Here is a 24,838-nt window from a genome sequence, read left to right as displayed (position 1 = left end):
GTATAGCTTTATTGCATCGTAAATAATGCAGGAATAAACAATGGAAGAGCTTGGCGAATTAATTAGAACCCTGCGTAAAGCACACAAGCTCTCGCAGCAGGCGCTGGCGCAACGGTATGGAATGAGCCGCTCTACGATCTCGGGGATTGAAAACAATACGGTCTCTGAAATCGGTCTACGCAAGGTCGAGGCGATCCTCAATGGTTTCGGCTATGAGCTGAAGGCGGTACCTCTGCAAGCGCAGCGCCCCACGCTCGACTCGTTGCAAAGGGTAAATTTCCATGACTGATTCGACAGATCGATTACAAATTACCGTTGCCGATAGGTCAGTCGGGACGCTCGGTAGGGGGCAGGCCGGCATGGATAGTGTGTTCAGCTATCGCGAGGACATCACCGATCAAAATGCAGTTTCGCTGACCATGCCGACCCGTCTGGAAAGCTACGGCTGGGAGCGTGGCATTCATCCGGTTTTCGAGATGAATCTGCCGGAAGGGGCGCTGCGCGATGAACTGGTCCGGCGCTTCAGCAAAGCGGTTCGTGGCTTCGACGATTTTTCCTTGCTCGCGATCGTGGGGCCGCATCAGCTTGGACGGCTAGCGATTTCCAGTAAGTCGACAGTAGATCGTCAGCCTGAAACTGCGTTGGCAGATCTTCTGGTGCACGACGGTGCGCAAGGTTTGTTTGAGGACTTGTTGCAAACGTACGGCCAATATTCTGGCGTCTCAGGCGTGCAGCCTAAAGTCCTGGTTCGCGACAGCGCAGCCGCTGTTGATCGGCTGACTCACCGGGGCTCCACGCATCTGGTCAAAGCCTTCCGCCCCGAAGAGTTTCCTGAACTGGCAACCAACGAGTATTTCTGTATGCGCGCTGCAGCGCTGAGCGGGCTTGAAGTGCCAAAATTTGAACTGAGTGAGCGGGGCAAATTTTTGGTGGTGGAGCGTTTTGACCTGAGTGATCGTGGCTATCTGGGTTTTGAAGATTTCTGCGTGCTCAACGGCTGGGCTTCGAAAGCCAAGTACGATGGTTCTTACGAAGGCGCTTCCCGGCAGATCAAGGCCTATGTTTCGCCGGCGCTGTTGAGCCAGGCAATGGAAGATTTTTTCAAGATAGTGGCGTTGTCGGCGGGGCTGAAAAATGGCGATGCGCACCTGAAAAACTTCGGTGTGCTGTATGACAATTGCGGCGCGCAGGCTTCAATCCGGCTCGCCCCGGCGTACGACATCATCACTACATCGGTATACATCAAGAATGACAGCTTGGCCTTGCTGCTGGGGGGATCAAAAGCCTGGCCTAAAAACAAGGTGCTTATGCGTTTTGGTCGCACGGCGTGCAACCTTACAGAAGGACGCTGCAACGAGCTGCTGCAACAGGTGGTTCAGGGCATGCAGTTGGCAATGGACGAAATGGCTGACCACATGCGAACTCATCAGCCATTCGCTGAAGTGGGGGCGGCGATGATCGAACAGTGGAAATCAGGCATGGAGCGCAGTCTGATCAAGGGCTAGGGCGATTAACGCCGGATCAACGCCTGATCAACGCAACTGATCCCGAAACTGCCCCGGTGTCAGCCCCGTCCAGCGTTTGAACGCGCGGCTGAAGCTGCTGGTGTCGGCAAATCCCAGTAGATAGCTGACTTCACTCAATGAGCACTGCGGATCACGCAGGTGCAGCAGCGCGAGGTTTTCGCGGCTTTCGTTGAGCAGCGTGTCGAAGCGGCAGCCTTCGTCAGCCAAGTGCCGTTGCAGGCTACGCAAACTCAAATGTAAAGCCTGGGCAATGCGTTCGGCGCTGGGCTCGCCTTCCGGTAGTTGCTCCTCAATGGCGTCGCGAACTTTGCGCTCCCAGGTCAGCGGTTTGAGCTGGGCCATGGTGCGCTTGAGCACGGCCTCGTTGTGTTCCGCCAGTTCGGGGTTGGCGTCGTCGAGGTGGCTGTCGAAGTCGTTGAGGGCGAACTCCAGGCGATCTTCGACCGAGGCGAAATGCACCGGGGCGCGGAAGACCTTGTGCCATTGATGGACATCGAGCGGTTCCGGGCGCCGCAGATAAACGGCCAGCGGTGCGTAATCACGGCCGAGGCGATTGCGGCAGGTGCGCACGTAGATCGCAGCGAAGGCATCGATGGCTTCGAAGGCTGGCGCTGGATTGCCTGCGGGAATTTTCAGACGGAACAGATAGCGGTCCTCGCTGCGGCTCAGATCCAGCTCCAGTGCATCGCTGACCACCGGGTGATAGCGCACGATACGCTCGAACACTTCGCGCAAACTGCCACTGGCCACCAGCGCGTATCCGAGCGCGTGGAACGTGGTCGGGCTGACGAACCGCGACACGCGCAAACCAATCGCCGGATCGCCGCTGGCCTGCACGGATAGCTGCCACAGGCGCGTGGTGGCGGACAGGGGATAGCGGGCGTTGGGGTCGTCCATCAGTTGCGGATCGAGCCCGGCCTGTTGGCACAGGTCAGTACTGTCCAGCCCCAGCGCGTCGAGTTGCTTGCGCAGGGCACGGGTCCAACTGGCGAGGGAGGTCGGTTCCTTCATGCTGATTGGCGCTTCCGGTCAACAGGTTGGCGTTCTCGGCTACCGTCATTGCATACATCACAACGCAAGATACGCACATCTTAAACCCGAGGATGGAAGCATGGACGGTACTTCTGCAAGCCCCCAGCGACACAATGCGGCGCAGCGATCAGCGCATATTCGCCAAGTGGTGCTGGCCAAAGGCATGGAATTGCGTGAGCGCTACCCGATTCTCAAGCATCAGGATGCGCTGGGTGCGGGGATTCTGGCATTTGCCCTGGCCGGGATGATCGGTTCGGCGGCGTTGTACGTCACTGGCCATATGGCCTGGTGGGTGTGCCTGCTGCTCAACGCGTTTTTCGCGTCGTTGACCCATGAGCTGGAGCACGACCTGATCCACAGCATGTATTTCCGCAAGCAACGCGTGCCGCATAACCTGATGATGGGTCTGGTATGGCTGGCACGACCGAGCACGATCAATCCGTGGATTCGCCGGCATTTGCACCTCAATCACCACAAGGTTTCGGGCACTGAAACCGACATGGAAGAACGCGCAATCACCAACGGCGAACCGTGGGGTTTTGCGCGTCTGCTGATGGTCGGCGACAACATGATGTCGGCCTTCATCCGCTTGTTGCGGGCGCCGACCTGGGCGCATAAGTGGAGCATTCTGAAACGTGTCTTCAAGGTCTACGCGCCGCTGGCGCTGCTGCATTGGGGCGCGTGGTATGTGTTTCTCGGCTTTCATACTGCCAATGGCATCGCCTATCTGTTGGGCACGCCGATTGATTGGTCGGCGACCACGCTATCAGTGATGCAGGTGATCGATATCGCTGCCGTGGTGATCATTGGCCCGAACGTGTTGCGCACGTTCTGCCTGCACTTCATCAGTTCGAACATGCATTACTACGGGGATGTCGAGCCGGGCAATGTGATGCAGCAATGTCAGGTGTTGAACCCTTGGTGGCTGTGGCCGTTGCAGGCGTTCTGCTTCAACTTCGGCAGCAGCCACGGCATTCATCATTTTGTGGTGAAGGAGCCGTTTTACATTCGCCAGATGACCGTGCCGGTGGCGCATGAGGTGATGCGGGAGATGGGCGTGCGGTTTAATGATTTTGGCACGTTCGGGCGGGCGAACCGGTTTGTGCGGCGGGATGAAGTGGTGAGTGAAGAAGTGCGTACAGCCCGGGCCTGACCGCTGAATTCAAGGGCCTCTTCGCTGGCAAGCCAGCTCCCACAGGTTTTTGTGTCGTCCATAATATTTGTGAGCGACATCGCCCCCTGTGGGAGCTGGCTTGCCAGCGATAGCTATAGCTCAGGCAACTTCAATCCAGCCGAAATGGCGAAGCACTCAAAATCCCCGCCCTCGTGACTCACCATACTGCCGCAGCCAGACCATGAATCTCCCCAGATCACTTCCCAGGTGATAACGCTGCTGTGGCGCGGCTGGTGAATACGGAGTGTTTGCTGGCCTCAAAGGGCGCCAAGCGGACGGCATCGAGAATCGATTTCGTACTGTACAAGGTGTGGTATGAAACAAGTACAGTTGCTAGTTTCAGCAGTGCGGTGTGATGTACGAAAAATGCAAACGCCAGAATTTCTCGCGTTCCTCATCGATGAATCCATAGCGCAATTTTTAGTGTAGTCAGCTTCTGCGTGTTCGCCCGCGGTACTTGCGGGTGCACGTGGCGGCCAAGCAGGCTGATGTAGTCTAGGTCGGCTGGGTCAGCGTGCCCGTCGATTTCAAAATTCATCGAACCGAAACCAAATTCGCGCGAAATGTTTACATGAGGGACACATCATGACGCTCCTGCCATCTCCGCTGAGATTTATCTAAAGCGCGGTGATCTGGCTACGCGTTAACAGCATTTACGATTTTCCGGGGCCGTCTCCTTGGCAGGGTGCGGCCCTTTTTTTATGCCCGATTTTATCCAGCACCCAATCCCCTGTAGGAGCTGCCGAAGGCTGCGATCTTTTGATTCTGCTTTAAAGATCAAGATCAAAGGATCGCAGCCTGCGGCAGCTCCTACACAGAACACTACATATTCTTTTTGAGTCTTAATAAATAGCTTCTTATTCCTTAACGAATATAAATCCCATCCCTATACTCGGTAAGGAACAGACACGCAGGAGAGCTCCCCCATGCGCAACGAATCTATTCGCTACCTGATTGTGCCGGGCTGGCAAGGATCGCCAGAAGATCATTGGCAAACCCACTGGCAGAACAGCCTGCCAAACAGCGCGCGGGTGGAGCAGGCCGATTGGCTGACCCCGCGCCGTGAAGACTGGGTCGCGGCGCTGGCCGAGGCGATTGCTGCCGACAGCGCGCCGGTGATCCTCATCGCGCACAGCCTTGGTTGCATCACCGTGGCTCATTGGGCGGCGACTGCCCCCGTGCACTACCTGCGTCAGGTGCGCGGTGCCTTGCTGGTTGCGCCTGCGGATGTCGAGCGTCCCGCGTGCGCGCCGGCGCTGCGCAATTTCGCGCCGATTCCCAGCGATCTGCTGGCGTTCCCGAGCCAGGTCGTCAGCTCCGACAACGACGCCGCCGTCAGTGCGCCGCGAGCTCTGGAGCTGGCACGCAACTGGGGTGCCGAGGCGGGGATTCTTGCCGGTGCCGGGCATATCAATGTGAAGTCCGGACATCAGCGTTGGGAGCAGGGTTTTGCCTACCTCTATCGCCTGCAAAACCGTATGGAACACCACGCCCGACGTCGCGCCTGATTTTCTATTTCTTTAAACGCCCCCGTCTGCCGGCGGTTGTGGGCGGGAGTCTGCCATGAGTTTCGAAACTTTCGGTCAGCCGCTGCTGACCTTTCCCGATGCGGAAAAAAGCCCCTTAAGCATTCGCGCCAAAGCACTGGTGTTCGTCGATCCGCGCTCGCGTCAGTTGCGTGAAGAGCTTGAGCAGTTAGCGCCACGATCAATATCAGTGCTGATCCGTGGCGAAACCGGTACCGGTAAGGAACTGCTCGCCCGGCACATCCACCGCGCCAGTGATCGCAGCGGTCTGTTCGTCTCGGTCAATTGCGGCGCGATCAGCCCGACCTACGCCGATGCCGAACTGTTCGGCTACGCCGCCGGCAGCTACACCGGCTCGGCCAGCAGTCGCGCCGGATGGTTCGGTTCGGCCAATGGCGGCACCTTGTATCTGGATGAAATCGGCGATCTGCCGCTGCCGATCCAGATCAAATTGCTCTCTGCTCTGGAGAACCATGAGGTCACCCGTGTTGGCGCGCATCAGCCGAGCCCGGTGGATGTTCGCCTGGTCGCGGCGACCAGCATCGACCTGGCGCAAGCGGTGGACGCCGGTAAATTCCACGAGCGGCTCTACCACTATCTCAGCGAAGGCCATCTGGAATTGCCAGCCTTGCGCGCGCGGATCGGCGACATTCTGTCGCTGGCCGAATATTTCCTCGGCATCTACAGCCAGCGCCTGGGTCTGCCGGTGCCGTTGATCAGCGAAGCGGCGCAACATGTGCTTGAACAACACAGCTGGCCAGGCAACACCCGCGAACTGGAAAACGTCATTCACTTTGCCTTGCTGGTGAGCACCGGTGATGAAATTCTCCCGGAGCACCTGAACCTGCCACCGCCACTGACGCAGATCGAAACCCAGATCACCCAAATCCTCGCTTCCGGCTCCTCGACTGACCAAGCCGCGCTCAAGCAACTCCTGAGAAACGCCGGCCTCCTGTAGGAGCTGCGGCACGCTGCGATCTTTTGATCTTCAGCAGTTTCAAGCCATTGAAAAATCAAAAGATCGCAGCGTGCCGCAGCTCCTACATGTCTAGCGCGCGGGTGCAAACCAAATGGAATATAGAGCTGAATAAACGTTATTGTCCGGGAATAAAAAATCCCGGTATTGTCCGCTTCACGCCAGAGATAGCACTTCACTGGCACACGTATTAATAGCCGTCGCCATGAGCGACCGTGATTTTCGATAAGGACACTGCATGAAAAAGGTTCTGTTGTTTACCGCATTGGCGGCTGCTCTGACGGCTTCCCTGGCCCAGGCCGGTGAGAAACTGGTCGTCGCGGCGACCCCGGTCCCGCATGCTGAAATTCTTGAGCTGATCAAGCCGACCCTCGCCAAAGAAGGCGTGGATCTGGAAATCAAAGTCTTCACCGACTACGTACAGCCGAACGTACAGGTTGGTGAGAAGCGTCTGGATGCCAACTACTTCCAGACCCTGCCGTACCTGAACAGCTTCAACCAGGGCAAATACAAGGACGACAAATCCAAGTACCTGGTGACCGTGCAAGGCGTGCACGTTGAACCGTTCGGTGGTTACTCGAGCAAGTACAAAACCCTGGCCGAACTGCCGGACGGCGCAACCATCGCCATCCCGAACGAAGGCAGCAACAGCGGCCGCGCGCTGATCCTGTTGCAGAAGGCTGGCCTGATCGAATTGAAAGATCCGAAAAACGCCCTGGCGACCCCGAAAGACATCGCCAAGAACCCGCACAACTTCAAGTTCAAGGAACTGGAATCGGCTTTGCTGCCGCGCGTTCTGAAGGAAGTTGATCTGGATATGATCAACACCAACTACGCGCTGGAAGCAGGTTTGAACCCGAATAAAGATGCTTTGGTGATCGAAGGTGCTGATTCGCCGTACGTGAACTTCCTGGTGGCCCGTGAGGACAACAAGAACAGCGACGCGATCCAGAAACTGGCCAAAGCCCTGACCAGCCCGGAAGTCAAAGCGTTCATCGAGAAGAAGTACAACGGCGCGGTACTGCCGGCGTTCTGATCTGACGCTTGAGTGAACCCCTTCGAGGTGTGAAAACGCCGATGGCCAGCGATGGTCATCGGCGTTTTTTGTTTGCGCTCAAAAAAGCAAAAGATCGCAGCCTTCGGCAGCTCCTACAGGGGGAATGCGATCTCTTGATCTTGTCGGTGACTCAGGCGACTTGAGCCTTCAACGCCCGACGCAACGCCACCAACAACTTCACAATGTCCTGTGGATCCAGTCGCTGCGGCGCTTTTAAATCAGCCATGTTCTCTTCCTTGTGATGGTTCGGCCGGGGGAGTCTGGCCAAAAGCTGTTCGTCCTTGGAGGGCTTTCGCGAAAAAAAGATCCCTCCTACAGCGAAAAGGAAAATAGCCTTCTTATTCATTCCCGGCAAACCCACAGGATAGTTTTTTGGGTGATATCAATATGCTTTAACGGTATTTAAATTATTGTTTTTATACCGATAAAGTCACTTCCTGCCGGACAGTCACCCGCTGCCCATGGACTGCACCACCGTCGTTTACCCAGCGGCGCACAGGATGTTTCATGACCTTCGATTACGCTTTTATCCTCAGCACCCTGCCGGCGTTTCTCAAAGCCGTGGGCGTGACGCTGCAGGTCGGTTTGATCGCCATCTGCACCTCGCTGCTGGTAGCGTTGCTCAACGCGACGATTCTGGTATTTCGTACGCCTTACTTGCAGCGCGCGGTCGGCCTGTATGTGGAACTGGCGCGCAATACACCGCTGCTCATCCAGCTGTTCTTTGTCTATTTCGCCTTGCCGGCATTGGGGATCAAGGTCTCCGGCTTTACCGCCGCGATCATCACCATGACGTTCCTCGGTGGTGCTTACCTCACCGAAGTGCTGCGTGCGGGCGTCGACGCGGTGCCGCAGGCGCAACTGGAATCCGGGCGCTCCATCGGCCTGTCTCATGGTCAGTTGTTGCGCTACGTGATCCTGCCGCAAGCGGGAATCCTCAGCCTGCCGTCGCTGTTCGCCAATTTCATTTTTCTGCTCAAGGAAACCACCGTGGTCTCGGCGGTGGCGGTGCCGGAAATCCTCTACACCACCAAGAGCTACATCGCGCTCTATTACAAAACCTACGAAATGCTCGCCGTGCTGACACTCATCTGCGTGCTGCTGTTCTTGCCGCTGTCGCTGCTGCTCAGCCGTCTGGAAAGGAGGCTCCAGCATGGCCAGTTCGGGTCTTGAACTGCTCTGGGTGTCGTTGCCGCAACTGGCAAAAGGCGCCGGGCAAACCTTGTCGATTTCGTTCCTGAGCATCGCCATCAGCACCGTCGGCGGCGTGCTTTACGGTGTGTTGCGCACGCTCAACGTGACGTGGCTGAACGCGATCCTGCGCGTATATCTGGAGCTGTTCCGGGCGATCCCGGTGCTGGTCTGGCTGTATCTGCTGTTTTTCGGCCTGCCGATTTTCTTCGGGCTGAGCCTGCCGAGCTTCTGGTGCGCGGTGCTGGTGTTGTCGCTGTGGGGCGCCAGCGAAGTCGGTGAAGTGGCGCGCGGCGCGTTGCATTCGTTGCCGCGCGGGCAGCGTGAGGCGGGGTTGTCGATTGGCCTTAACGCGCCGCAACTGTTCGGCTACGTGCTGCTACCGCAAGCGCTGAAACGCATGACGCCGCCGACCATCAACGTCTATACGCGGATCATCAAGACCAGCTCGCTGGCGGTGCTGATCGGTGTGGTCGATGTGATCAAGGTCGGCCAGCAAATAATCGAGCGCACTTACGAATCGGTGTTGATCTACGGCGCGCTGTTTCTGTTTTTCTTTTTCATCTGCTACCCGCTCTCGGCCGCTTCGCGCGTGCTGGAGCGGCGCTGGACGCAAGCATGAGCGCATTGATCGAGTTTCAGGGTTTCAACAAATTCTACGGCGAGCAGCAGGTGCTCAACGGCATCGACCTGCAAGTGAAATCAGGCGAAGTGATCGTCATCCTTGGTCCCAGCGGTTGCGGCAAAAGCACCTTGCTGCGCTGCCTCAACGGTCTGGAAAGCGCGCACAGCGGCAGCCTGAAATTTGCCGGGCGCGAGCTACTGGACCAGGCCACTGACTGGCGCGAAGTGCGTCAGCAGATCGGCATGGTTTTCCAGAGCTATCACCTGTTCCCGCACATGAGCGTGCTCGACAATCTGCTGCTCGGTCCGCTCAAAGTGCAGAAGCGTCAGCGCCGCGAAGCGCAGCAGCAAGCCGAGGCCTTGCTCGAGCGCGTAGGCCTGTCGGACAAGCGTGATGCTTTTGCGCGCCAGCTCTCCGGCGGCCAGCAGCAACGCATCGCCATCGTCCGTTCGTTGTGCATGAACCCACGGGTCATGCTCTTTGACGAGGTCACCGCCGCGCTTGATCCGGAGATGGTCAAGGAAGTCCTGCAAGTGATTCAGGGGCTGGCCCGCGAAGGCATGACCCTGTTGATCGTCACCCATGAAATGGCCTTCGCTCGCGCGGTGGCCGATCGCATCGTGTTCATGGATGCCGGGCGCATCCTTGAACAGACACCGCCCGAGATTTTCTTTACGAACCCGCAAACCGCACGCGCGCAGCAGTTCCTGGAGAAGTTCTCCTTCGTTGCAACATTGCCAAAAACGAATCCGACAAAGGAACTGGAACTGCTATGAAAACTGCCACTTTTTTACTGCCCCTGTTGAGCCTCGCATTGCTGGCCGGTTGCAGCAAAACCGATGAACCACCAAAGCCGAAAGTGGCCAGCGAAAGCGCCGCGCCCGCCGGCTATCTGGACAAGATCAAGGCACGCGACAAATTGATCGTTGGCGTCTTTACCGATAAGCCGCCGTTCGGTTTCGTCGATGAGGCCGGGCGCTACGTCGGTTTCGATACCGACATCGGCCGCCAATTCGCCAAGGATCTGTTGGGCGATGAAAACAAGGTCGAGTTCGTTGCGGTGGAGCCGGCGAGTCGTATTCCGTTTCTGCAAAGCGACAAAGTCGACCTGATCCTCGCCAACATGACCGTGACCCCGGAGCGCAAGGAAGCGGTGGAGTTCACCAACCCGAACCTCAAGGTCGCGGTGCAGGCCCTGGTGCCGCAGAGCAGCTCGGTGAAAAACCTCGATGACCTGGCGACGCGCACCACCATCGTCACTACGGGCACCACGGCTGATATCTGGCTGACCAAGAACCACCCGGACTGGAAACTGCTGAAGTTCGAGAAAAACTCCGAGTCGCTGCAAGCCTTGGCCAATGGCCGCGGCGATGCCTACGCGCAGGACAATCTGGTGCTGTTCAGCTGGGCCAAGCAGAACCCGGGCTATCGCGTGCTGGAAGAAAAACTTGGCGCCGAGGCACCGATTGCGCCGGGCGTGAAGAAGGGCAACATCGAGCTGCGCGATTGGGTGAATACCGAGTTGGCCAAGCTCGGTGAAGAGAAGTATCTGCTCAAGCTGTATGACCAATATGTGCGTAAAGAACTGAGCGATGACACCAAGCCTGAAAGCGTGATTGTTGAGGGTGGGAAGTGGCAGGGGTGATCGGCCAGCATTATTGAATAAAGATCAAAAGATCGCAGCCTGCGGCAGCTCCTGCAGGGCGTCGGCGTCCGTCGCAAAATAACGGAGCGACGTGGCCTCTGTAGGAGCTGCCGCAGGCTGCGATCTTTTCGGTTTCGGAATCAATCAGGCCAATGCCACGCCGGCTCATCCAGCACCCGCTGCCCGACAATCCCGGTCTGCCCCAGCGTCTTCTCCAGCACGATGCAGTTGCACTCCGAATCCTCCTGCAATGCCGAAATCAACCGTCGCGCATGGGACACCACCCATACCTGACACTCTTGCGACGCCTTGATAATCAACCGCGCCAGCGCCGGCAACAGGTCCGGGTGCAAACTGGTTTCCGGTTCGTTCAGCACCATCAACGAAGGCGGCCGTGGCGTGAGCAATGCTGCGACCAGCAGTAGATAACGCAACGTTCCGTCCGACAGCTCTGCCGCCGACAATGGGCGCAACAATCCTTCCTGAAAAAATTCGATGGCAAACCGTCCACCGGCCTGTGATTCGATATGCAACCGCGCGCCGGGGAATGCATCGCTGATGGCGGCGCGCATCGCGTCGCCATCGCCTATTTCGATGATCGTCTGCAACGCGGCTGCCAGATCGCGACCGTCGTGATGCAACACCGGCGTGCGCGTGCCCAGTTGCGGCTGGCGCACCGGGGCGTCGGCATCGCTGCGAAAGTGATCGTAGAAGCGCCAGCGGCGGATGAACTCGCGCATCTGGAACACTTCCGGCGAGCTGCGCAGGCTGCCGACCTGATCGAACAGGCTGTCGAAATTCGGCGTGTGCTGTGCCAGTACATCCCAGCCACGGCCCTCGCGTGCGCGGATCATCGGGCCGTTGCGATCCACCAGCAGGCTGGCGGGGCGATAGAGCGGCCCGGCCCAGATGCATTCCTTTTTGATTTCCGGGTCGAGGGAAAAGAACGAGCGGCTCGGTTCGGGCAAGCCCAAGGCAATCGAATAACTGAAATCCTCCCCCGCAAACCCCAGCCGCAGACGTTTGACGCCCTGGCGCACCGTCGGCTCGATCGCCACCTCACCGTTGCGCATCCGTCGGCTGATGGTTTCCGGCCCGGCCCAGAACGTTGAATCCAGCCCGCCTTCACGGGCCAGCGCATTGACCACGCCGCCTTGCGCAGTCTCTGCCAACAGACGTAGCGCCCGGTAAAGATTGGATTTGCCGCTACCATTTGGGCCGGTGATCAGGTTCAGCCGACCCAGCGGGATCACCAATTTATTGATCGAGCGGTAATTGGCCACCGCGAGGGTCTTGAGCATGGAATTCCTTCTCTTGAGGCGCCCATCAGGGAAATGTGGTGAACTCGCGAGCGAACGTTGAACCCTGTTCTAAGCTCACAGTCGTATCGACACTTGCACGTTCGTACACAGGAAGGAGTCTGCATGGCGAGTCCCGGTTTGAAAACAGCGCTCATGCTGAGTCTGTTCATATTATTGAGCGCCTGCGGCGAGAAAAAAGCCCCTCAGGAGTACCTGCCTCGGGTCTTTGTGCAAGAGGTCAAACCGACGGATTATGCCGCTGCCGTGACCCTCACCGGCGACGTTCAGGCGCGGGTGCAGACCGAACTTTCATTCCGCGTCGGCGGCAAGATCATCCAGCGTATGGTCGATGTCGGTGACCGGGTGACCGCCAAACAAGTGCTGGCCAAACTCGATCCTAAGGATCTACAGACCAACGTCGATTCCGCCCAGGCCCAGGTTGTCGCCGAGCAGGCGCGGGTCAAGCAGACCGCTGCCGCGTTCGTGCGCCAGCAAAAGCTGCTGCCCAAGGGCTACACCAGCCAGAGCGAATACGATTCAGCGCAAGCGGCGTTGCGCAGTAGCCAAAGTGCGCTGAGCGCGGCGCAGGCGCAACTGGCCAATGCCAAAGACCAATTGAGCTACACCTCGCTAATCGCCGATGCACCGGGGGTGATTACCGAGCGTCAGGCCGAAGTCGGTCAGGTCGTGCAGGCCACCGCGCCGATTTTCAGTCTGGCCCGCGATGGCGAGCGCGATGCGGTGTTCAACGTTTATGAATCGCTGCTGGCCGAGCGCCCGGCGGATCCGTCCATTGTCGTCAGCCTGCTCGATAACCCCGCAATCAAAACCACCGGCACCGTGCGCGAAGTCACTCCGGCGGTGTCGGCGCAGTCCGGCACGGTGCAGGTCAAAGTCAGCCTCGACAGGCTGCCGCAGGGCATGCAACTCGGCTCGGTGGTCAGTGCCACGGCCAAGGGCAGCGGCAAGGCAGCGGTGGTATTGCCGTGGTCGGCGCTGACCAAAAACATCAGCGCCCCGGCCGTGTGGATGGTCGACGACAAAGGTGAGGCGCAGTTGCACAACGTTACGGTCGGGCGCTACCTGATCGGCAAAGTCATCATCAGCGAAGGCCTCAACGGCGGGGAAAAAGTCATTGTCGCGGGTGGGCAGTTGTTGCACCCGGGGATGAAAGTCGAGATTGCCGAAAACACCTACAAGGATCTGCAACCGGGAGCGCAGCCATGAAGCGTCTGGGGCTGTTGTCCATTGCAGTGATGCTGGCAGCGTGTTCGAAAAGCGAACCGCCACCGGAGCCGGTGCGTCCGGTGCTGTCGGTCAAGGTCGAGGCGCTGAACGAAGAAACCCTCGGGCGCTTCGCCGGCAGCATTCAGGCGCGTTACGAGAGCAACACCGGTTTTCGCGTGGGCGGGCGCATCGCCAGTCGAAATGTCGATGTCGGCACCGAAGTGGAGAAGGGCACGCTGCTCGCCACCCTCGACCCGTCCGACCAGCAGAACCAATTGCGTTCGGCTCAGGGCGATCTGGCCAAGGTTCAGGCGCAACTGATCAACGCTCAGGCCAATGCCCGGCGTCAGCAAGCGCTGTTTGATCGTGGTGTCGGTGCTCAGGCCCAACTGGACATCGCCACCACGGATCTGAAAACCACCCAGGCTTCGCTGGAGCAGGCGCGGGCGGCGGTGAATCAGAGCAAGGATCAACTCAGTTACACCGAATTGCGCTCCGACCACAAAGCCGTGGTTACTGCGTGGAACGCCGAGGCCGGCCAGGTCGTCACGGCGGGTCAGCAAGTGGTGACATTGGCGCAACCGGACATCAAGGAAGCGGTCATCGATCTACCGGACACACTGGTCGATCAGATCCCCTCAGACGTGGTGTTTCTGGTCGCCGGGCAACTCGACCCGAGCATCAACACCACGGCGGTCATCCGCGAAATCGAACCGCAGGCGCAGAGCGCTACCCGCACTCGCCGGGCGCGGTTGACCCTGGCCGAAACACCGCCCGGGTTTCGCCTCGGTACGGCGATCAGCGTGACCCTCAGCTCGGCGATCAAACCGCGCATCGAATTGCCGGCGACTGCCTTGCAAGAGGTCGACGGCAAAACCCGTATCTGGGTGATCGACCAACAAAACAAAACCGTTGCCCCGCGTGATGTCAGCCTGATCAGCCGCACCGACAGCACCGTGGTGCTGGCCGGCGGGGTGAACGCCGGTGAGCGCGTGGTCAGTGCAGGCGTCAACAGCCTTAAACCGGGACAAGCCGTGAAACTCGACGAGGACAGTCAATGAAAGGCTCTTTCAATCTCTCCGAATGGGCCCTCAAGCATCAGTCGTTCGTCTGGTATCTGATGTTCGTCGCGTTGTTGATGGGGGTGTTCTCGTACTTCAACCTGGGGCGCGAGGAGGACCCCTCGTTCACCATCAAGACCATGGTGATCCAGACCAAATGGCCGGGCGCGACCCAGGAGGAAACCCTCCAGCAGGTCACCGACCGCATCGAGAAAAAACTCGAAGAGCTCGATTCCCTCGACTACGTGAAAAGCTACACACGGCCCGGCGAATCGACGGTTTACGTGTACCTGCGCGACACCACCAGCGCCAAGGACATCCCGGAGATCTGGTATCAGGTTCGCAAGAAAATCGACGATATTCGCGGGCAGTTTCCCCAAGGGATTCAGGGGCCGGGATTCAACGACGAGTTCGGTGACGTCTACGGATCGGTCTATGCGTTTACCGCCGATGGCCTGACCATGCGGCAGTTGCGCGACTACGTGGAGCAGGCCCGCGCCGAGATTCGCAGTGTGCCGGGGCTGGGCAAGGTCGAGATGATCGGCCAGCAGGACGAAGTGATTTACCTGAACTTCTCCACGCGCAAACTCGCGGCGCTGGGCATCGATCAGCGTCAGGTTGTGCAGAGCCTGCAGTCGCAGAACGCCGTGACCCCGGCGGGAGTGATCGAGGCCGGGCCGGAGCGGATTTCGGTGCGCACCTCGGGCCAGTTCGCCTCGGAAAAAGACCTCGCCGAGGTCAACTTGAAACTCAACGACCGCTTCTATCGTCTGGCGGACGTCGCCGACATCCGCCGGGGCTACGTTGATCCGGCGTCGCCGCAATTCCGTTTCGACGGCAAACCGGCCATTGGTCTGGCGATTGCCATGCAGAAGGGCGGCAACGTTCAGGAGTTCGGTAAGGCGTTGCATGCGCGGATCGATCAGGTCACGGCTGATCTGCCGGTCGGCGTCGGCGTGCATACCGTGTCCGATCAGGCGGTGGTGGTAGAGGAAGCCGTCGGCGGTTTCACCAGTGCCTTGTTCGAAGCGGTGGTGATCGTATTGGTGGTGAGCTTTATCAGCCTCGGCGTGCGTGCCGGACTGGTGGTGGCGTGCTCGATCCCGCTGGTGCTGGCGATGGTGTTTGTGTTCATGGAATACAGTGGCATCACCATGCAGCGGATCTCCCTCGGTGCATTGATCATCGCCCTCGGCCTGTTGGTGGACGATGCGATGATCACCGTCGAGATGATGGTCACGCGCCTGGAAATGGGCGAGACCAAGGAGCAGGCGGCCACATTCGCCTACACCTCGACGGCGTTCCCGATGCTCACCGGTACGCTGGTGACCGTGGCCGGTTTCGTGCCCATTGGCCTCAATGCCAGTTCTGCCGGTGAGTACACCTACACCCTGTTTGCGGTGATTGCGGTGGCCATGCTGGTGTCGTGGGTGGTGGCGGTGTTCTTTGCACCGGTGATCGGTGTGCACATCCTCAGCGCCAAAGTGAAGCCTCACTCTGCTGAACCGGGGCGTGTCGGGCGCGCGTTCAACGGTGGTTTGCTGTGGTCCATGCGCAACCGCTGGTGGGCGATCGGCATCACGATTGTGCTGTTTGTGCTGGCCGTGTTTTGCATGCGTTTCGTGCAGAACCAGTTCTTCCCGTCGTCGGATCGTCCGGAAATCCTGGTCGACCTGAACCTGCCGCAAAACGCCTCGATCGATGAAACCCGCAAGGCCGTCGACAAGCTTGAAGAAACCCTCAAGGGTGACCCGGACATCGTCCGTTGGAGCACCTACATCGGCCAGGGCGCGATCCGTTTCTATCTGCCACTCGACCAGCAACTGCAAAACCCGTACTACGCGCAGCTGGTGATCGTCAGCAAGGATTTCGAGGCCCGCGAGGCACTGAGCCAACGCTTGCGTGAGCGCTTGCACAAGGATTTCGTCGGCATCGGCAGTTACGTGCAAGCGCTGGAAATGGGCCCGCCGGTCGGGCGTCCGATCCAGTACCGGGTCAGCGGCAAGGACATCGATCAAGTGCGCAAACACGCGATCGACCTGGCCACCGAACTGGACAAGAACGAGCACATCGGCGAGATCATTTACGACTGGAACGAGCCGGGCAAAGTGCTGCGCATCGACATCGCCCAGGACAAGGCCCGCCAGCTCGGGCTGTCGTCCGAAGACGTGGCGAACCTGATGAACGGTATTGTCAGTGGTGCGCCGCTGACACAGGTCAATGACGACATCTACCTGATCAACGTGGTGGGTCGTGCGGTGAGCGCCGAACGCGGTACCCCGGAAACCCTGCAAAACCTGCAGATCGTCACGCCCAACGGCACGTCGATTCCGCTGCTGGCGTTCGCCACGGTGCGTTACGAACTGGAGCAACCGCTGGTGTGGCGTCGCGACCGTCTGCCGACGATCACCATCAAGGCTTCGGTGCGCGACGAAATCCAGCCGACCGATCTGGTGAAACTGCTCAAGCCGTCCATCGATGCCTTTGCCGACAAACTGCCGGTTGGCTACAAAGTCGCCACCGGCGGTACGGTCGAGGAAAGCGGCAAGGCCCAGGGGCCGATTGCCAAGGTCTTGCCGCTGATGCTGTTTCTGATGGCGACCTTCCTGATGATCCAGTTGCACAGCGTGCAGAAGATGTTCCTGGTGGCGAGTGTTGCGCCGCTCGGGCTGATCGGCGTGGTGCTGGCGCTGGTGCCGACCGGCACGCCAATGGGCTTTGTGGCGATCCTGGGGGTTCTCGCGCTGATCGGCATCATCATCCGCAACTCGGTGATTCTGGTGACGCAAATCGATGAGTTCGAGAAAAAGGGCTCCGCGCCGTGGGATGCGGTGGTGGAAGCGACCGAGCACCGGCGTCGCCCGATCCTGCTGACCGCCGCGGCGGCGAGCATGGGCATGATCCCGATAGCCCGAGAAGTATTCTGGGGCCCGATGGCCTACGCGATGATTGGCGGGATTGTCGTTGCAACGCTGCTGACGCTGCTCTTTCTGCCGGCGCTGTATGTCGCCTGGTACAAGATTCGCGAGCCGAAGAAAGAGGCGGCTTAACAGCGAGCGCTTTGCGCGCGTCGCCAGCAGGATGGCTCCTACAGGGAAATACATTCCGACTGTGGGAGCCAGCCTGCTGGCGATGGCTATCTACAATTTACCAACATCTTGCAGACCGACTTCTGCTTCCAGTTGCCTTACCCTCCCTTCTCTTGACGCAGAAGGGACATCCCCATGCAGCTCATCTATCGCTTTCTACGCTATGCCCTGTTCAGTTGGGCTGTGTTGTTGTCGCCGTGTGTTTCGGCCAACACCGTGTTGGAAAACCCGTTGTGGCGTGTCGAACTCGATCCCGCGACGCTGTCGATTCGTGTAACGCCCGCTCAGGTAAAAACGCTACAGGCTTCGGCCGGCGTCGCCGCGCACATAGTCAGCCACCTCACGACGACCTCCACACGCGCCGATTGGCAATGGGACGATGGCGCCTGGGCTGTTAGCGTCGAACTGGATCAGCGCGACCTCCTGTTCACAATCACCGCGCGTGAGCCGGGGGAATTGGAGTTCCTGCGCCAACCCGGCAGCGCCATGGGCAAAGGCTTGATCTGGCCGCTGGCTGAGGGGCATTACGTGCCGCGTGGCGATCAGATCTGGCAAAGTTTTCTGCTCGACCAAGGCGCATTCAACACCACTCAGGATCTCAGCTTGCCGCTATGGGGCGTCGAACACGACGGGTTCAGCCTCAACTGGTTGCTGACCAATCCCTACAACAATCAGTTGCTGTTCAGTGCTGAAGGCCAGACGTTGGCGTTGTCCGCGCGGCATCAATTCACCTCATTGCAACCGTCGACGCCGCTGACATTCAGCCTCTTTTTGGGCGACGCCGAACCGTTGGCGGGGGCCAAACGCTACCGGCAATGGCTGATCGATAACGGTCGCTATGAAACGCTGAGCAGCAAGCTTGAGAAAACCCCGCAGGCCAGCAAGTTGCTGGGGGCCAGTCACGTTTACCTGTGGGGCAATGATCTGTTGGGCGCGAAAGATGTGCGCAACTGGCCGGCGCTGCTCGGCAAACTGCGCAGCCAGACACCGCTGGCCAGTGCGCTGCGCGGCGCGATGGATCACGAAGCCTTGCAGATGCTCGCTGGCGGAACCGTGCTCAATCGCTACCAGCAAACCGTGCTGCTGCGCAGTTTCAATCGCGCGCTCAACACCTTGGCGCGCAAAACCTGGCAAGCCCGTGCGGAGCCGGATATGCAGGCTCTGGCCAGTGGATATGGCGTACTTCGCGGGCAACTGGCCGGCGAATTCGCGGGCGCCTTGACCGCCGATTCCACGCGCTGGGGCAGCACCATGTCGCTGGATACCCTAGAACGTTTGCAGGGCGCCGGGCTGACGCGTTTATGGCTAGGGCTTGGCGAGGGTTGGGAGGGCGGACTCTGGCATCCGCAAGTGATTCGCGCAGCGGTGAAGGCCGGTTATCTGATCGCGCCATATGACTCTTACGAAACGGCGCTGAGCCGTGCCGAAAACCCCGACTGGACCACCGCACATCTGGGCGATAAAGCGAACACTGAATGCGCCATCGTGCTGGAAAATCGCACGCTGAAAACCGGTTTCCAGCAGTCGGGACACTACACCGATCCACGTTGCGTGCGGCCGTTGCTGGAGAAACGCGTCACCGCCATCAGCGCCGCTGCCGGTTTCAACAGCTGGTTTCTCGACGCGTACGCGACCGGCATGTTGTTCGACAGCTACCGTGCGGACGCACCCATGACTCAGGCGCAGAATGCCGAGGGCAACGTCGAGGCTTCACGCTGGATCAACCAGATCTTGCAACTGCCTACCGGTTCTGAGGATGGCAACGCGACCACGGCGCAAGGCGTGCTGTTCGCCCATGGCATGCAGACGCCCGTGATCGGCTGGGGCGACGTCGACATGAGCAAGAATGCCGAATCCGAATACTTCGTCGGCAAGTGGTATCCGCCCGAACAGCCGGCGGTGTTCTTCAAACCGGTGCCGATCAAAGAACCGTATCGCCGCATTCATTTTGATCCGGCCAGCCGTTTGCCGCTGTACCAGGCGGTGTTCCACGGCTCGGTCATCACCACCCATCACTGGTTGTACGACAGCCTGAAACTGAGCAACGTGCGGGTCGCGAATGAACTCACGCAACTTCTCTACAACGTGCCGCCGCTGTATCACCTGAGTGCGGCGACGCTGGCGCAGCGATTGCCGCTGATGGCACGGCAGGACGGTTTTTTCCGTCCGTTGCATGAGCGTCTGGCAACGCAGGCGCTGACCGCGATCGAGTGGTTGAGCGACGATCGACGGGTGCAGCAAACAACCTTTGCGGATGGCACTCGATTGCTGGCCAACTTCGATTCAGCCGCGCGGGAAGTGCGTGGCCAGACCTTACCGGGCGAGACCCTCACGGTCTTGATGCCCGACGGCACGGTCAGCCATTACCAGGTAAAAAACGCGCCCTGATTCAGACCTTGCGCCAGACACTCGCCAGCCACGGCTGCTGCTCTCGCGGCAGCCCCGCCGGGCGGAAGTAATGCTCCAGCTCGACAAATCCGGCGGTCGTGAGCAACCCGCGCCATGCTTCCAGATCGTGATACGAGCCATAACGCGGGCCGTTCCAGCCCTCGCGGTTATCGCCGCGCGGATTGGAACTGAACAGCACGCCACCCGTTTTCAGGCTGCCGTGCAGTTGCTGTAAAACCCGCGGCAACTCCTGCAACGGCACATGAAACAGCACCGCGTTGGCGAAGATTCCGTCGAAGCGCTCTGCGGGCAGGTCCAGTTTCAGGAAATCCTGCTGAAGCACTTCGCAACCGCTGTCCTCACGCGCCATCTGCGCAAATTTTTCCGAGCCGTCGAGGCCGACGGCGATGTGACCCATGCGCGTGAATGTCTGCAAATCCCGCCCCGGCCCACAGCCGAAATCAAGAATCGTCAACGGTGCCGTTCCCTGAATATGCCGCAACAGCGCGTCGATGTTCTGGCTGACATCGTGATCGCGGGTGCCTTCACGAAAGTCCTCGGCCACCGCGTTGTAGTGGCCGAGGGTCGTGGCGGTGATCTGCTCAAGGTCGCTAGGGGTCTGCTTCATGATCATTTCGTGACTGGACGGATATGGGCTGACTATAGCGTGAAAGGTTACGAACGAAGCACAAAACTGCGACTCATGTGCGTTACATATGTACCGCACTCGAGGTGTTGCCATCGGATGTACTGACGCCCACGCGATAGACCACTGTCGCGTTGTCTGCCCTGTTTTATTTTCGGGGGGATTCACTAAAAAAAGGATTTTTTAATGGGCATTGTTCGTCAATCCGTTATCTCGCCATCCAGCCGTAGCCCGACGGATGTACTGCCATCACGTAAAAGGTCAGGCAGTGGACTGCCCGACCATCCACCTGCGGTGAAAAGCTTTCGTGCGGACATCGAGCAAGTAGGCGTAGAGGTGGTTCGGCCAGGTTACACGCCAATCGCTGCCGTCACCGTTGAGGCGTTGCCGCGTACCGGGGTGCTGCCTATCCACCCGACAGTCACCACGCTTGAGCGCTATCGCTTGAAAGCGCCTGCGATCCTGCCTGCGGCCAACGCGTGGGGCCTCAGGATCATCAAGGGGCGCATTTACGCCGATATCGGTTCCGGCGAGATCGTCCAGGTTCGGCAGAGCGCACAAACCGGTGAGTATCGCGCCACACTGGCCTCTGAACTCAATGCATCGGGGCCGCAACTGTTCTTCGATCCGCAAAGTGCAACGTGGAAGCTTGAGCGTGTTCAGCCCCTCGATAACCGCGGCACGGTCATTGATATCGATATTGATGCGCTCATTCACGAAGTGAGAAATCATTCGGCAAAAAAGCATCGAGTCCATACTGGGCTCAATGACTCGTTTGAACGCAAGACCGCAAACGACGCCCCGCTGGTTGCGCGCGGGTTGAAGCAGTTTGCGCCGCAGGAGGCAGCCTTGATTCGTTCGGAGCTGCGCGTGGTTGAAAGCATTTTCGCGGATGCCGCTCACGTCGCAGGTCTGAATTACACAGAAACCGCGGCCCTTTATGAAAGTTTCTTTGGCAGCGAGCATAGCGCTGTTGCCTCGCAGGTCGCTGGATCAGTTGCGCGAGGTCTGGCGCTGTCCAAAGAGTATCAAGGGCATTGGGGAGAAGAAAAATTCCTAGGGGTTGATACCGATACCAACAGCGAAGCCTGGATGTACAAGGGAGATTTTCATGGCCGGTTCTTCCTCAATCGCAAGTACATGCGGCAGGGGGATTTGAGTATGTCTTTGGGTCATGAAATGTTGCATACCAACAGAATCGACCGTTTCAAGGCCATTGGCCCGAACGCGGCAGATTTTTTCTACCTGGACGCCAGTATGCGCAGCCTGCTGGGTGCTGAGCCGCAAACCATTTACGACGTTGCAGAGCGCGGTGTTTCCGAGGTGATCATGCGCGGTGGATTGACCGTCGATTATTTGAACGCCTTTTCTGATCACCACGACAGCTTCCTGTTCCGTATCAGCGATTACTTGGGCATCGGCGACGATCTGGACCTGAAAACGGCGGTAAAACTGTTCAATGCCAATCCGTTGATGCGTGCGCAAATGGCCGCGAACAATGCCGACAGCATCATTTACGCGGCAAAAAGCATGCAGGTGCTGCACCGCGCCAAAATCGAATATGCGTGGCTCGACAGCCTGATCGACGATTGATTCGGACGAACGCAAACGAGCAGGTCGCAGCCGGCGGTATACGCCAATCCCCCTTAGGCGTTGCCGCAGGCTGCGGTCTTTTGATCATGCGTCAGCGCTTGTTCAACCCCTGTGCCAAGCGATCGCCGCCAAGTTGAATCACCGCCACCAACGCCACCAGCAACACAATCACCGTCAGCATGATCTGGCTATCAAAGCGTTGATAACCGTAGCGATAGGCGATGTCGCCCAAGCCACCGGCACCAATCGCCCCGGCCATGGCCGAGGAGTTGATCATCGTCACCAGCGTGATGGTGAAACCCCCAACAATCCCCGGTAGCGCCTCCGGCAGCAGCACATGCCAGACGATGTGCCAGCGCCGGCACCCCATCGCCTGCGCGGCTTCGATCAAGCCGTGGTCAACTTCACGCAAACTCACCTCGGCAATTCGCGCAAAGAATGGCGTTGCTGCAATCGTCAACGGCACCACCGCCGCCCATACGCCGTAGGTGGTACCGACGATCAGCCGCGTAAACGGGATCAGCGCGACCATCAGAATCAGAAACGGGATCGAGCGAAACAGGTTCACGAATGCGCCCAAGGCGCGGTTCAGCACCGGCGCTTGATAAATCCCGCCCTTGTCGCTGGTGACCAGAATCACCGCCATGGGAATGCCCACCAGCAGCGCGATCAACGACGACACGCCGACCATCAGAAACGTATCGATAAAGCCCTGCAGCAAGCGATCAAACCACATAACCCAGAACCTCCACCCGTTGTGCCCATTGCCCGGCGCGTTGACGCAATGTTTCGGCGTCCAGCGAAGAACCACTCACCGCCAACAGCAACTGCCCCAGCGCGTGGCCCTGAATCCGTTCGACGCCGCCCTGAAGCAACTTCACTCGACCCCCGAGAGCTGTGAACAAAGCTGCCAGGTCTGGCTCATCGCTGGCGCTGCCGGTGAACTGCAAACGCAACGCCACTGCGGCCTCGGAGGAGGGTGACTGGGTCTGCAAGCGACTCTGCAATTCTTCCGGTAAGGCATGCTGCAGCGGCGCGAGCAGCGTCTGGCTGACCTCGTGCTGCGGGTTGCCGAACACTTCCCAGACCGGGCCTTGCTCGACGACCTGGCCGTGTTCCAGCACCACCACGCGGTCGCAGATTTCGCGAATCACTGCCATTTCGTGGGTGATCAATACGATAGTCAGGCCCAGGCGCCGATTGATCTCGCGCAGCAAGCCGAGGATTGATTGCGTGGTCTCCGGATCGAGTGCCGAAGTCGCTTCGTCACACAGCAGAATATCCGGGTCATGCACCAGCGCGCGGGCGATGCCGACACGCTGTTTCTGCCCGCCGGAAAGCTGCGCCGGATACGCCTTGTGCTTGCCTTGCAGGCCCACCAGTTCCAGCAGTTCGCGAACCTTGTTCTCGCGTTGCTCTTTCGGCACCCCGGCGACTTTCAGCGGCAACTCGACGTTCTGCCAAACGGTCTTGGCCGACATCAGATTGAAGTGCTGGAAGATCATGCCGATCCTGCGCCGCAGCGCGACCAAGCGGTCTTCATCGAATTCACCGATATCCACTTGATCGATCAGCACCCGCCCCGAAGTCGGTTGTTCCAGACGATTGATCGTACGGATCAGCGACGACTTGCCGGCGCCGCTGCGGCCAATGATGCCGAATACTTCACCGCGCTGGATCGCCAGGTCGATGCCGTGCAGAGCGGCGACCGGGCCTTGTCGACCGTTGTAGGTTTTACCAAGGTTGATGAAGCGCACGTGGGCGCGGTTCAGTTCCGGGTGCAGTTCTGTGCGTTCAGCATTCTTTGGCTCTGGAATCTCCAGTCGCCGTTGGATCGCGGCCGTCATGCTCAACTTTCCCAACCGGCCTGATACAGCTTGCCGTGGGCCTTATCCAGTGCCGCGCGAACGGCTGGCGAATGCTGATAGATATCGACGAATTTGCTCAGGCGCGGGTCGGTTTTGCTTTTGGGTTGGATTACGAATTGAATCACGTATTCCTTGTGATCGAGGCCATCGAACAGCAGCGCGGATTCGGCATCGAAGGTCTTCGCCAGGCGAATATAGGCCGGGTAACCCTGGACGAGATCAGCGTCGTCGTAAGCGCGCACCAGTTGCACGGCTTCAACCTGGAGGATTTTGATTTTTTTCGGGTTGGCGACGATGTCGTCCTCGGTGGCCTTATAGCCGACGCCCGGTTTCAACGTGATCAGTCCCGCCTTGGCCAGTAGCTGCAAACCGCGGCCGCTGTTGATCGGATCGTTGGCAATGGCGACGCTGGCGCCTTCTGGCAATTCGTCGAAGCTTTTGTATTTCTTAGAGTAGAGACCGACGTTGTTGATGATCCCCGGGGCGAACGGCACCAGGTCATAACCGGCGGCGGCTTTGGCGTTTTCGAGGAACGGGATGTGCTGGAAGTAGTTCACGTCGATGTCGCCGGCGGCGAGGCTGACGTTGGGCGCGATCCAGTCGGTGAACTCAACCAGTTCGACTTTCAGGCCTTGTTTGTTGGCTTCTTCGACGGCGGCTTCCAGTGGAATGGCGAATGCGGCGGTGGTGCCGATTTTCAGCGGCGCATCGGCGGCGAAGATTGCCGAACTGAACAGGCCGAGGGCCAGGGCCAGTGCTTTGACTGGGTGGGACAGGGGGTTCTTGGTCATGATGAGTTTTCCAGTCAGTGCATAAATTTGTGGTGTCTGTTGCGGCCTCATCGCTGGCAAGCCAGCTCCCACAGGTTTTGTGAACGCCACAGACCCTTGTGGGAGCTGGCTTGCCAGCGATG

General features: G+C 59.0%; 21 protein-coding genes. 15 read left to right on the top strand and 6 right to left on the bottom strand.

Annotation, left to right across the window (positions count from 1 at the left end; all coding sequences use genetic code 11):
* Nucleotides 1-40: 40 nt before the first annotated feature.
* On the top strand, nucleotides 41-289 hold the full coding sequence (locus ICA15_RS19800; RefSeq protein WP_210554408.1) for a helix-turn-helix domain-containing protein: 249 nt from the start codon (nucleotides 41-43) through the stop codon (nucleotides 287-289).
* Nucleotides 282-1,505, top strand: a complete 1,224-nt coding sequence (locus ICA15_RS19795; protein ID WP_210554407.1) for a type II toxin-antitoxin system HipA family toxin — start codon at nucleotides 282-284, stop codon at nucleotides 1,503-1,505. The genes ICA15_RS19800 and ICA15_RS19795 overlap by 8 nt, the downstream gene beginning before the upstream one ends.
* 27 nt (nucleotides 1,506-1,532) lie before the next feature.
* Here ICA15_RS19795 and ICA15_RS19790 read toward each other — a convergent pair whose 3' ends face one another.
* The gene (locus ICA15_RS19790) at nucleotides 1,533-2,537 is read right to left on the bottom strand and encodes an AraC family transcriptional regulator (protein ID WP_210554406.1); all 1,005 of its coding nucleotides are present in this window, start codon (nucleotides 2,535-2,537) and stop codon (nucleotides 1,533-1,535) included.
* A 100-nt stretch (nucleotides 2,538-2,637) separates the two neighbouring features.
* On the opposite strand from ICA15_RS19790, the gene ICA15_RS19785 reads away from it, so the two are divergent.
* The 8 genes from ICA15_RS19785 (at nucleotide 2,638) to ICA15_RS19750 (ending at nucleotide 10,752) form a co-directional block, all read left to right on the top strand.
* Nucleotides 2,638-3,711, top strand: coding sequence for a fatty acid desaturase (locus ICA15_RS19785; RefSeq protein ID WP_210554405.1), 1,074 nt, complete (start codon nucleotides 2,638-2,640; stop codon nucleotides 3,709-3,711).
* Nucleotides 3,712-4,658: 947 nt separating this feature from the next.
* Nucleotides 4,659-5,240 (top strand): alpha/beta hydrolase, encoded by a 582-nt coding sequence (locus ICA15_RS19780; RefSeq protein ID WP_210554404.1) that lies wholly within the window; start codon nucleotides 4,659-4,661, stop codon nucleotides 5,238-5,240.
* A 55-nt stretch (nucleotides 5,241-5,295) separates the two neighbouring features.
* Nucleotides 5,296-6,216 carry a sigma 54-interacting transcriptional regulator gene (locus tag ICA15_RS19775; protein WP_210554403.1) on the top strand — a complete coding sequence of 307 codons (921 nt, stop codon included), beginning with the start codon at nucleotides 5,296-5,298 and terminating at the stop codon, nucleotides 6,214-6,216.
* A 256-nt stretch (nucleotides 6,217-6,472) separates the two neighbouring features.
* A complete protein-coding gene (locus ICA15_RS19770) occupies nucleotides 6,473-7,270 on the top strand; it encodes a MetQ/NlpA family ABC transporter substrate-binding protein (RefSeq protein ID WP_042557106.1) in 798 nt (265 codons plus the stop codon).
* Between the two features lie 528 nt (nucleotides 7,271-7,798).
* Nucleotides 7,799-8,464, top strand: a complete 666-nt coding sequence (locus ICA15_RS19765; RefSeq protein ID WP_150603936.1) for an amino acid ABC transporter permease — start codon at nucleotides 7,799-7,801, stop codon at nucleotides 8,462-8,464.
* Entirely contained in the window at nucleotides 8,445-9,104 is a 660-nt protein-coding gene (locus tag ICA15_RS19760; protein WP_103304103.1) for an amino acid ABC transporter permease, read from the top strand. The genes ICA15_RS19765 and ICA15_RS19760 overlap by 20 nt, the downstream gene beginning before the upstream one ends.
* Entirely contained in the window at nucleotides 9,101-9,883 is a 783-nt protein-coding gene (locus ICA15_RS19755) for an amino acid ABC transporter ATP-binding protein (protein ID WP_150618412.1), read from the top strand. The genes ICA15_RS19760 and ICA15_RS19755 overlap by 4 nt, the downstream gene beginning before the upstream one ends.
* Nucleotides 9,880-10,752, top strand: coding sequence for a transporter substrate-binding domain-containing protein (locus ICA15_RS19750; RefSeq protein ID WP_210554402.1), 873 nt, complete (start codon nucleotides 9,880-9,882; stop codon nucleotides 10,750-10,752). Before ICA15_RS19755 ends, ICA15_RS19750 begins: the two co-directional genes overlap by 4 nt.
* Before the next feature lie 140 nt (nucleotides 10,753-10,892).
* On the opposite strand, the gene ICA15_RS19745 is transcribed toward ICA15_RS19750, so the two are convergent.
* Nucleotides 10,893-12,053, bottom strand: coding sequence for an AAA family ATPase (locus ICA15_RS19745; RefSeq protein ID WP_150603932.1), 1,161 nt, complete (start codon nucleotides 12,051-12,053; stop codon nucleotides 10,893-10,895).
* Nucleotides 12,054-12,176: 123 nt separating this feature from the next.
* Here ICA15_RS19745 and ICA15_RS19740 point away from each other — a divergent pair, with 123 nt between their 5' ends.
* The 4 genes from ICA15_RS19740 (at nucleotide 12,177) to ICA15_RS19725 (ending at nucleotide 19,818) form a co-directional block, all read left to right on the top strand.
* Nucleotides 12,177-13,280, top strand: a complete 1,104-nt coding sequence (locus ICA15_RS19740) for an efflux RND transporter periplasmic adaptor subunit (RefSeq protein ID WP_210554401.1) — start codon at nucleotides 12,177-12,179, stop codon at nucleotides 13,278-13,280.
* Nucleotides 13,277-14,341 (top strand): efflux RND transporter periplasmic adaptor subunit, encoded by a 1,065-nt coding sequence (locus tag ICA15_RS19735; RefSeq protein ID WP_210554400.1) that lies wholly within the window; start codon nucleotides 13,277-13,279, stop codon nucleotides 14,339-14,341. Before ICA15_RS19740 ends, ICA15_RS19735 begins: the two co-directional genes overlap by 4 nt.
* A complete protein-coding gene (locus ICA15_RS19730; RefSeq protein ID WP_210554399.1) occupies nucleotides 14,338-17,391 on the top strand; it encodes an efflux RND transporter permease subunit in 3,054 nt (1,017 codons plus the stop codon). Before ICA15_RS19735 ends, ICA15_RS19730 begins: the two co-directional genes overlap by 4 nt.
* 174 nt (nucleotides 17,392-17,565) lie before the next feature.
* The gene (locus ICA15_RS19725; protein ID WP_210554398.1) at nucleotides 17,566-19,818 is read left to right on the top strand and encodes a glycoside hydrolase; all 2,253 of its coding nucleotides are present in this window, start codon (nucleotides 17,566-17,568) and stop codon (nucleotides 19,816-19,818) included.
* A gap of 1 nt (nucleotide 19,819) precedes the next feature.
* Here ICA15_RS19725 and ICA15_RS19720 read toward each other — a convergent pair whose 3' ends face one another.
* A complete protein-coding gene (locus ICA15_RS19720) occupies nucleotides 19,820-20,446 on the bottom strand; it encodes a class I SAM-dependent methyltransferase (protein ID WP_210554397.1) in 627 nt (208 codons plus the stop codon).
* 204 nt (nucleotides 20,447-20,650) lie between these two features.
* On the opposite strand from ICA15_RS19720, the gene ICA15_RS19715 reads away from it, so the two are divergent.
* Complete coding sequence (locus ICA15_RS19715; RefSeq protein ID WP_215731438.1) at nucleotides 20,651-22,057, top strand: hypothetical protein; 1,407 nt, start codon at nucleotides 20,651-20,653, stop codon at nucleotides 22,055-22,057.
* A 91-nt stretch (nucleotides 22,058-22,148) separates the two neighbouring features.
* On the opposite strand, the gene ICA15_RS19710 is transcribed toward ICA15_RS19715, so the two are convergent.
* From ICA15_RS19710 to ICA15_RS19700, 3 genes are read right to left on the bottom strand one after another with little or no spacing between them, the layout of a single operon-like run.
* Entirely contained in the window at nucleotides 22,149-22,793 is a 645-nt protein-coding gene (locus ICA15_RS19710) for a methionine ABC transporter permease (RefSeq protein WP_210554396.1), read from the bottom strand.
* Nucleotides 22,783-23,904 carry a methionine ABC transporter ATP-binding protein gene (locus tag ICA15_RS19705; RefSeq protein WP_210554395.1) on the bottom strand — a complete coding sequence of 374 codons (1,122 nt, stop codon included), beginning with the start codon at nucleotides 23,902-23,904 and terminating at the stop codon, nucleotides 22,783-22,785. Before ICA15_RS19705 ends, ICA15_RS19710 begins: the two co-directional genes overlap by 11 nt.
* A gap of 2 nt (nucleotides 23,905-23,906) precedes the next feature.
* Nucleotides 23,907-24,716: a MetQ/NlpA family ABC transporter substrate-binding protein gene (locus tag ICA15_RS19700; protein WP_150618421.1), complete on the bottom strand. Its 810-nt coding sequence runs from the start codon at nucleotides 24,714-24,716 to the stop codon at nucleotides 23,907-23,909.
* Nucleotides 24,717-24,838: the final 122 nt, after the last annotated feature.

Origin of the sequence: Pseudomonas sp. P116, from assembly GCF_020149425.1 — a bacterium.
GTDB lineage: Bacteria > Pseudomonadota > Gammaproteobacteria > Pseudomonadales > Pseudomonadaceae > Aquipseudomonas > Aquipseudomonas anatoliensis.
The sequence above is the reverse complement of the archived record's forward strand: the minus strand, read 5'-3'. Positions and strand labels throughout refer to the sequence as shown.